This window comes from Shewanella sp. KJ2020 (assembly GCF_024197625.1).
Lineage (GTDB): Bacteria > Pseudomonadota > Gammaproteobacteria > Enterobacterales > Shewanellaceae > Shewanella.
On record NZ_JAKUKD010000019.1, the window covers coordinates 96,549 to 103,212 of the forward strand.

7 protein-coding genes are annotated in these 6,664 nt (G+C 46.0%); 4 read left to right on the forward strand and 3 right to left on the reverse strand.

The window, feature by feature from the left end; all coding sequences use genetic code 11:
- The first annotated feature begins 2 nt into the window (after positions 1-2).
- The 4 genes from cyoB to cyoE are packed head-to-tail and all read left to right on the forward strand — an operon-like array spanning position 3 to position 3,903.
- The gene (cyoB, locus tag MJO46_RS12255; RefSeq protein ID WP_253989532.1) at positions 3-1,982 is read left to right on the forward strand and encodes a cytochrome o ubiquinol oxidase subunit I; all 1,980 of its coding nucleotides are present in this window, start codon (positions 3-5) and stop codon (positions 1,980-1,982) included.
- 1 nt (position 1,983) lies between these two features.
- Positions 1,984-2,604, forward strand: coding sequence for a cytochrome o ubiquinol oxidase subunit III (gene cyoC, locus MJO46_RS12260; RefSeq protein WP_047535571.1), 621 nt, complete (start codon positions 1,984-1,986; stop codon positions 2,602-2,604).
- Positions 2,604-2,957 carry a cytochrome o ubiquinol oxidase subunit IV gene (gene cyoD / locus MJO46_RS12265; RefSeq protein WP_253989533.1) on the forward strand — a complete coding sequence of 118 codons (354 nt, stop codon included), beginning with the start codon at positions 2,604-2,606 and terminating at the stop codon, positions 2,955-2,957. The genes cyoC and cyoD overlap by 1 nt, the downstream gene beginning before the upstream one ends.
- 13 nt (positions 2,958-2,970) lie before the next feature.
- The gene (gene cyoE, locus MJO46_RS12270) at positions 2,971-3,903 is read left to right on the forward strand and encodes a heme o synthase (protein ID WP_253989534.1); all 933 of its coding nucleotides are present in this window, start codon (positions 2,971-2,973) and stop codon (positions 3,901-3,903) included.
- A 349-nt stretch (positions 3,904-4,252) separates the two neighbouring features.
- Here cyoE and MJO46_RS12275 read toward each other — a convergent pair whose 3' ends face one another.
- The 3 genes from MJO46_RS12275 to MJO46_RS12285 form a co-directional block, all read right to left on the reverse strand.
- Positions 4,253-4,705 carry a hypothetical protein gene (locus MJO46_RS12275; RefSeq protein ID WP_253989535.1) on the reverse strand — a complete coding sequence of 151 codons (453 nt, stop codon included), beginning with the start codon at positions 4,703-4,705 and terminating at the stop codon, positions 4,253-4,255.
- Positions 4,706-4,797: 92 nt separating this feature from the next.
- On the reverse strand, positions 4,798-5,172 hold the full coding sequence (locus MJO46_RS12280) for a hypothetical protein (protein WP_253989536.1): 375 nt from the start codon (positions 5,170-5,172) through the stop codon (positions 4,798-4,800).
- A gap of 423 nt (positions 5,173-5,595) precedes the next feature.
- Positions 5,596-6,549 (reverse strand): hypothetical protein, encoded by a 954-nt coding sequence (locus MJO46_RS12285; RefSeq protein WP_253989537.1) that lies wholly within the window; start codon positions 6,547-6,549, stop codon positions 5,596-5,598.
- Between the last annotated feature and the right edge of the window lie 115 nt (positions 6,550-6,664).

The following is a 6,664-nucleotide window of genomic DNA, read 5'->3' on the forward strand; positions in this document are numbered from 1 at the left end:
TCATGTCTTTTCTCGGTAAATTAAGCTTAGATGCGATCCCGTATCATGAGCCTATCATCATGGTGACCCTTGCGGTTGTTGCCGTGATAGGCCTGTACGTCGCAGCCTTGATCACTAAACACAAAAAATGGGGTGTGCTTTGGCACGACTGGTTAACCTCGGTTGACCATAAACGCCTCGGTATCATGTACATAGTGCTTGCCTTCATCATGCTGATCCGCGGTTTCTCCGACGCCATCATGATACGTACCCAACAGGCACTGGCCACCAATGGCGCCGCAGGTTATCTGCCGCCAGAACATTACGACCAAATCTTCACTGCCCACGGCGTGATCATGATTATCTTTATGGCGATGCCATTTATGATCGGTCTAATGAACTTAGTGCTGCCACTGCAAATCGGTGCCCGCGACGTTGCCTTCCCCTTCTTGAACAACCTCAGCTTCTGGCTAACCGCCTCTGGCGCTGTGCTAATCAATATTTCATTGGGTTTAGGCGAGTTTGCTAAGACGGGTTGGGTGGCGTATCCACCACTCTCGGAACTAGCTTACAGTCCAGGTGTCGGGGTCGACTACTATATCTGGGCGCTGCAGATTTCGGGGATAGGGACAACCTTAACCGGGGTCAACTTTATCGCGACTGTGCTTAAGATGCGCGCTCCAGGCATGAAGCTGATGCAAATGCCCATCTTCACTTGGACTTGTACTTGGGCCAACATCCTGATCGTGGCATCGTTCCCGATCCTGACCGCGGTTTTAGCGCTGTTAACACTCGATCGCTACATGGGTTTCCACTTCTTCACCAATGATGGTGGTGGTAACGCCATGATGTATATCAACCTGTTCTGGGCTTGGGGTCACCCTGAAGTGTACATCCTGATTTTACCTGCGTTCGGTATCTTCTCGGATGTGATTTCAACCTTTACCTCTAAGCGTCTGTTTGGCTATTCCTCAATGGTATGGGCCAGTGGCGCAATTTCGATCCTCGGTTTTATCGTGTGGTTACACCACTTCTTTACCATGGGCTCTAGCGCCAACGTCAACGCCTTCTTCGGCGTGATGACCATGGTGATTGCGGTTCCGACTGGGGTAAAACTGTTTAACTGGTTGTTCACCATTTACCGCGGCCGCCTGCGCTTAACTGTGCCAGTGCTGTGGACCTTAGGCTTTATGGTGACTTTCACCATTGGTGGGATGACGGGCGTGTTATTAGCCGTACCTGGCGCCGACTACGTACTGCACAACAGCTTGTTCCTGATCGCTCACTTCCATAACACCATTATCGGTGGTGCAGTGTTCGGTTACTTAGCCGGTTTTGCTTACTGGTTCCCGAAAGCGACGGGTTTCCACTTAAATGAGCGTTTAGGTAAAGCTTCATTCTGGTGCTGGCAAATTGGTTTCTATGTGGCCTTTATGCCGCTGTACGTACTCGGTTTTATGGGTATGACTCGCCGTATCAACCACATTGATAACCCAGCATGGAACCTGTGGATCTATATCGCTGCCGTGGGTGCTTGCATCATCATGGTCGGTATCATTCTGCAATTTATTCAACTGTACGTGAGTATCCGTGACCGCGACCAAAACCGCGACACCACGGGTGACCCATGGAATGGCCACACGCTGGAATGGTCAACCGCATCACCACCACAGTTCTACAACTTTGCTAAGTTGCCACAAGTGTCTGATATCGATGCCTTTACCGATGCCAAAGAAAAAGGCACCGCCTATCAACGCCAAAAGCACTATCAGCCAATCCATATGCCGAAGAATACCCCGAGCGGTATCTTGATGGCGCTGGGGATTACCGCCGCGGGCTTTGCTGCCATTTGGCACATCCTGTGGCTCGCGATTGTGGGCATGGTGGGTGCGTTTATCGTGTTCTTATTCCGTGCTTATAACAACGATGTCGACTATTACGTCCAACCCGATGAAGTGGCTCGCATTGAAAATGCGCACTTAAACAATGTAGTAAGGGGCTGATATGAGTGTTGCAATCCCAGCTGATTTAGACGTTGCTCACGCCGAGGAGCACCACGAGCACCATGATACGGGTGGCAACACCCTGTTTGGTTTTTGGCTCTACCTGATGACCGACTGCATCCTGTTTGCATCGGTATTCGCCACCTACGCCGTGCTCTATATGAACACCGACGGCGGTGTATCGGGTAAGGACATTTTCGAACTGGACTTTGTGCTGATCGAAACCGCAGCCCTGCTGCTCAGTAGTATTACCTATGGCTTCGCGTTGATTTTCGCTAAGCGCCACAATAAAGCGGCAACCCTCACTTGGTTAGCCATTACCTTTGCACTGGGTTGTGTGTTTATCGGCATGGAAGTCTATGAGTTCCATCACCTGATCGAACATGGCAACGGCCCACAACGCAGCGCCTTCCTGTCATCTTTCTTCACCTTAGTGGGCATGCACGGCTTGCACGTGACCGCTGGGTTAATTTGGATGGCAATCATGATGATTGAAGTCGCCAAAACTGGCTTAGGTAACCGCAGCATCACTCGCCTGAGCTGCTTAAGCTTGTTCTGGCATTTCCTCGACATAGTGTGGATTTGCGTATTCACCGTTGTGTACTTATTGGGAGCACTGTAATGGGCGCACATACTCAATCCCAGCATAATAGCCATGATCATGGCCATGGCACAGACGATCTGGCCGCCAGCATCAAGTCCTACTTAGTCGGTTTTATGCTGTCAGTGGTGTTAACTGCCATCCCATTCTGGGCGGTAATGACCCATCACTTCGAGCAATCGACGACGCTTGCTATCGTCGTTGTCACGGCACTGGTGCAGATTTTGGTACACCTTAAGTACTTCCTGCACTTGGACTTCTCTAAGGAAGGCAAGGTCAACACCTTCTCCTTTCTATTTACCGCGCTGATCATCGTGATGGTGGTTGGCTTGTCGGTATGGATCATTCTCGAAGCTAACGCTTTGATGATGTAACGAGACACAGCAAATGAACACACAAGCTAGATTGACATCGACGCAATGGAAAGCACGCTTCAAAGGGTATGTTCAGGTCACTAAGCCTGGCATCATTTTCGGGAATCTGATTTCCGTTGCTGGCGGCTTCCTATTGGCCGCTAAGGGCGATGTGGATCTGGTCTTGATGCTGGCAAGCTTAGTGGGATTATCCTTAGTCGTCGCCTCAGGCTGTGCGATTAATAACTGTATTGACCGTGACATTGACGCCAAAATGCAGCGCACCTGCAAACGCGTCACCGTCACGGGCGAAATCCCCCTAAGCCATGTCTTGCTGTTTGGCATCGCCTTAGGCGTGCTTGGATTTGGCATCTTAGCCATGTTCACCAATGCCTTAGCCCTACTGTTTGCCGCCATTGGCTATGTCGTTTATGTCGGGATTTATAGCCTCTATATGAAGCGAAACTCGGTTTACGGCACCTTAGTCGGCAGCTTTTCGGGCGCAGTACCGCCCGTGGTGGGCTATTGCAGCGTGACGGGGAAAATGGATATGGGCGCAGTGATTTTATTGCTGATGTTCAGCCTCTGGCAGATGCCACACTCCTACGCCATCGCGATTTTCCGCTTTAATGACTATGCAGCCGCGAAGATCCCCGTGCTGCCCGTCGCCGAAGGGATGGCCAAGGCGAAGCACCATATAGTGCTCTATATCGCAGTGTTCGCCTTGGTCAGCACTATGCTGCCACTCGCAGGTTACACAGGTACCGCCTTTATGGCCGTGACCTGTGCCACCAGCCTCTGGTGGCTAACTATGGCCCTCAAAGGTTATCGTCAAGATGTGGATATGCCACGTTGGGCCAGACAAGTGTTTGGTTTTTCAATTATTACCATCACAGCACTCAGTGTAACCATGGCGCTGGATTTTCAAGCGGTCAGTCAAACCCCACTGCTTACCTTAGTGCGATAAACATAACCTTTATTCAAAAACAAAAGCGCTAACCTAGGTTAGCGCTTTTTTATTGCCTCAATCCTCAATAACGAAGGGACAAAAGAGCGTTAAAAATGAAAGAGGAAAAACAACTGAGTGACCAGTTACTAAAGAGCTTAAATGTAATCAACAATTTATAGGTGAGCCATGGCATTTGCTCACCGACACGCAGCTAGTCCATCCATGGATGCTCGACCGCCCCGTCCATGGGGCGGACGGTCGGCTCGCTAATCACCATGGCTCACTTTTTTAGCATTCGCGTAATCTGTAGGTATCAAGAAAATACACCGTCAATAATGACCACAATTAACGATGCAGGCAGACTTGGTTATACGACTAATTTCACTTCATAACATTCAATATCAGCAACTATGTCCTCTAGCAGCTCTTTGTCGGCAGCCAAGCTTGATCCCTTCAGCTGCAATATCCAATTCTCATACAATCGCAACACGGTTTCACTCTCATTTTCAGGCCACGTAGTCCATCCACCATACTCTAGCTTTGAGAGAAACAATCCAAAATCACATGGTGCGTTCCAATAATCCGTTACGTACAACTCAAAAATGCGGGGCAAAAAATGTTTGAAATCGTCTACGTCACCAAATGTTGTCATGGTTTTAAGGATAAATAGTTGAAGATCGTCCCAAGAAAGCTGGGTTAACTCTTTTGTGTGCAATAAAGAATCTAAATTTTGCAATTCACAATGAGAGCACCCTTCAATTTGCAATTTAAGAGGGTAACCACTAAATGTGCTGTATAAATTACTAATTTGAGTATTCATCGAATCGTATAACACCAAAAATCGGTACACGCTTTTTTGCGCATCCGGTGCCGAAGACACCTATTTGATTGCTTTTTCAAGCTTTAGTTTTATTAGAATATTTCCATAACCAAAGAATTCCCTTGTGGCGGAAAATTGAAAATGACAGATTCGAACTGACTTTCGATTGTTTCAATACTAATTGAGTCTCCACTCTCGAACATGATACTCAACAACGAAGGACTCATTAATTTGGCACTTTTCGCACGCTGCCGACAAAGGGCGCCCCATGGGCCTGCATTCGGCGCATCATCCCATTCGTAGGACTTACCATCTATTGAAGCAAACACACGCTCGCAGCATTGGATGCCAAAATCAACAAATTGGATAGTAAAACCATATGAAGCTAAATGAATAGACTCTACAAATTGCAGTTCCTTGAAGTACTCATTCAATAACTCAACGATTTCTTCATTAAACAACTTCATACTCAATCCGATTGAAGGTTAGTGCCTGAATCATCTTTACATTCGGCAGAATTATTTTGCCAGCCTACTTAAGAATGCCGTCCACGACACAAATTGTCGCTGAAACCAAACTATGACATAACAGTATACCCAGAAACAATTACTTAGCTAAATTATGTAACCATACATTGACATAAAATGTACTCATAGTCTGACAAATAGGAACAAATACAAAATAACTCAAGTGAGAAAATGTAATTTTACTACTAATGACTATTAAACCTTTGCAAACTGACAATTGCCCCAAAGCGTGCCAGAGAAACTTTATGCCGTCCTTACAGAATTTCGTCAATTGACCAAATTGTTGTAATGTTACAACGCCTAGATTAGTTAGCAGCGTAAGTATAGTAGTGGCGATTCATTCTTCTTGGAAGTTCACGTTATTCATACAGCGAACCTATCTCTGACGCTTACGACAAATTCACCAGTTCTCGCAACACATACACGATCTTTGATGACGAATCCCTCAACCCAATGATCACCGGTGTAGGAGGTGGATTCTGTTCGATAAATTTCGTCTGCAGACGTGTTCGATTGAGTAGATATTTCCCCTCTAAGCTGCCCTACATTTGCCGCCTCTTGACCTGTGTTTACTACCTGCCAATAAACGTCGAACGGTGCAGGAACATTAGTCTTAAGTTTGAACTTTAACTCCTTTCCTTCGAGTAAAGGCTGCCCAGACTGAAACTCTTTCCAATATATGTTGGATTTATAACTTGCTTTTATATTCGCTGAATATATGTTTGCAACAATAGGGTATCGAAGTTGTTCCTTATGGGGCACATTAAAGCTTAGTGCAGGTAGATTTGTTGGTTTGTATACATCAACAAGTGATTTAGTAAACTTATCTTCCTCGATAAAGGTTTCAATATTGATGAAATCATCTCTGAGCCAATCCACCCATCGGAAAAAAGCATTTGCTCTTGCGTTATCATCCTCATGCCATCGGTCAGCGAAGTTTTCTCCCGGATTAGCAGGGTTGGGGATAAGCCACTTCCCATCAGATGTACGAGTTATCAATGTGTAGGTATTTCTTGCGTAGTAATCATTAAAAACAAAGCTATTGCTTAATTGATGAGAGTGCTGGTTTAAAGATGATATTAGATTTCTCAACGTGTCATAGATAGTTGCTTCATTGTTATAACTATTGGCAGCTAATACAGTAATGATCATTGAGATTGGTTTGAAGGTTTCAATATCTGATTGTGAAAACCTTACGTCACGGTGTCTCTTTAATAGCTGAATGGCCCTCTGCAACGGCGTTTTAACGTGGATATTTGGAACATCGTCAATCGAATTGTACAACTGTCTTTGATTGTTGAAGATTGTAGTGGTCAACTAAATTTGGCCACAACTTTAGAATCTTCCCAAAATCGTCGTTCTGATTCATTTGGGCTCAATCCTGCATTGTAATGATGTGGCCTGACTTCACAGTAATAACCAATGATGTAAT

What these genes read in the sequence shown, in the direction of transcription:
- cyoB (WP_253989532.1), top strand. Translation starts at nt 3, where the DNA reads ATGTCTTTTCTCGGTAAATTAAGCTTAGATGCGATCCCGTATCATGAG.
- cyoC (WP_047535571.1), top strand. Translation starts at nt 1,984, where the DNA reads ATGAGTGTTGCAATCCCAGCTGATTTAGACGTTGCTCACGCCGAGGAG.
- cyoD (WP_253989533.1), top strand. Translation starts at nt 2,604, where the DNA reads ATGGGCGCACATACTCAATCCCAGCATAATAGCCATGATCATGGCCAT.
- cyoE (WP_253989534.1), top strand. Translation starts at nt 2,971, where the DNA reads ATGAACACACAAGCTAGATTGACATCGACGCAATGGAAAGCACGCTTC.
- MJO46_RS12275 (WP_253989535.1), bottom strand. Translation starts at nt 4,705, where the DNA reads ATGAATACTCAAATTAGTAATTTATACAGCACATTTAGTGGTTACCCT.
- MJO46_RS12280 (WP_253989536.1), bottom strand. Translation starts at nt 5,172, where the DNA reads ATGAAGTTGTTTAATGAAGAAATCGTTGAGTTATTGAATGAGTACTTC.